Here is a 1,315-nt window from a genome sequence, read left to right as displayed (position 1 = left end):
GGCCTGCTGCGGCAGCCGGCCGAAGCGCTGTACGTCGAAGAGCTGGAGGAGCTGCGCAAACATGACAATGACCGCATTCCGGCGGGCTGGAACCTGTCTCCTCGCGCCGTGCTTACTTATATTACGGGAGGAACTGCTGGCAAAAAAGTCATTACCCCGAAATACATCGGCAATAACCGGCTGGTCGAGATAGCCATCGCTACCCTGGTGACGGACCGCGCATTGCTGTTAATCGGCGAGCCGGGAACCGCCAAGTCTTGGCTATCGGAGAATCTGGCCGCAGCCGTATGCGGCGACTCCGGACTGGTCGTTCAGGGGACGGCGGGTACGACGGAAGAGCAGGTCCGTTATTCATGGAACTATGCTATGCTGCTCGCAAACGGCCCTACACCGGAGGCACTGGTGCGCAGCCCGATCATGAGGGCGATGGACACCGGCCGGATCGCCCGTTTTGAGGAGGTTTCCCGCAGCGCTTCTGAGGTGCAGGACGCCCTGATTTCCATCCTATCTGAAAAAACGATCGTTGTGCCTGAGCTGGGTGCGGAAACAGGGGCGAAAAAGGGCTTCTCCATGATCGCGACGGCCAACACGCGCGACAAAGGGGTCAACGAAATGTCGGCGGCGCTGAAGCGCAGGTTTAACATTGTTGTATTGCCGTCTCCGGCGGATCTTGAGACGGAGGTTGAAATCGTCAAGAAAAGAGTGGCCGAAATCGCCTCCGCCTATGATCTTCAGGCTGCACTGCCGGCGGATGAGGCGTTCCGCAAGGTCGTAACCGTCTTTCGCGAACTGCGCAGCGGTATGACGCTGGACCGCAAGGAGAAGGTAAAATCGCCGGGAGGCGTTATTTCCACGGCCGAGGCGATCTCGCTGCTGACAAACGGCATGGCGCTGGCTGCAAGCTTTGGAAGCGGGGAGCTAAGCGACGAGGATTTGGCCGCCGGTCTTCAGGGCGCTATTGTCAAGGATGACGCCAAGGACGCGCTGGTCTGGAAGGAGTATCTCGACCAGATCATGAAGAAGCGGGGAAGCGAATGGCGGGGGCTGTACCAAGCCTGCCGGGAGTTAAACGGATGAGCGCCGGGAATGATGAGGCTGCCCGGCAACTGGGTGGCCCGAATGACCGGGAAACACGGAAAAGCGGAATTCATATTTTCGGAGTGAGGCATCTTTCTCCAGGCGGGGCCTGGCACCTGCTGCAGCTTCTGGATGCCGTGCGCCCGACGGCGGTGCTGATCGAGGGCCCTTCCGACGCCACCTCCCAAATTCCCCATCTGTCCAATGAAGCCACGCGGCCGCCCGTGGCGATTCTGGC

The 1,315-nt window shown here is 60.0% G+C and carries 2 protein-coding genes; both read left to right on the top strand.

The genetic code is table 11. The features are described 5' to 3' along the window. The first annotated feature begins 3 nt into the window (after positions 1–3). Positions 4–1,077, top strand: a complete 1,074-nt coding sequence (locus L692_RS0106185; RefSeq protein ID WP_036722278.1) for an AAA family ATPase — start codon at positions 4–6, stop codon at positions 1,075–1,077. Beyond that, positions 1,074–1,315: DUF5682 family protein (locus tag L692_RS27920; protein ID WP_036722276.1), on the top strand; the 242-nt coding region annotated here is incomplete at its 3' end. The genes L692_RS0106185 and L692_RS27920, both read left to right, overlap by 4 nt.

Source organism: Paenibacillus forsythiae T98 (assembly GCF_000520735.1).
GTDB lineage: Bacteria > Bacillota > Bacilli > Paenibacillales > Paenibacillaceae > Paenibacillus_AQ > Paenibacillus_AQ forsythiae.
The sequence above is the reverse complement of the archived record's forward strand: the minus strand, read 5'-3'. Positions and strand labels throughout refer to the sequence as shown.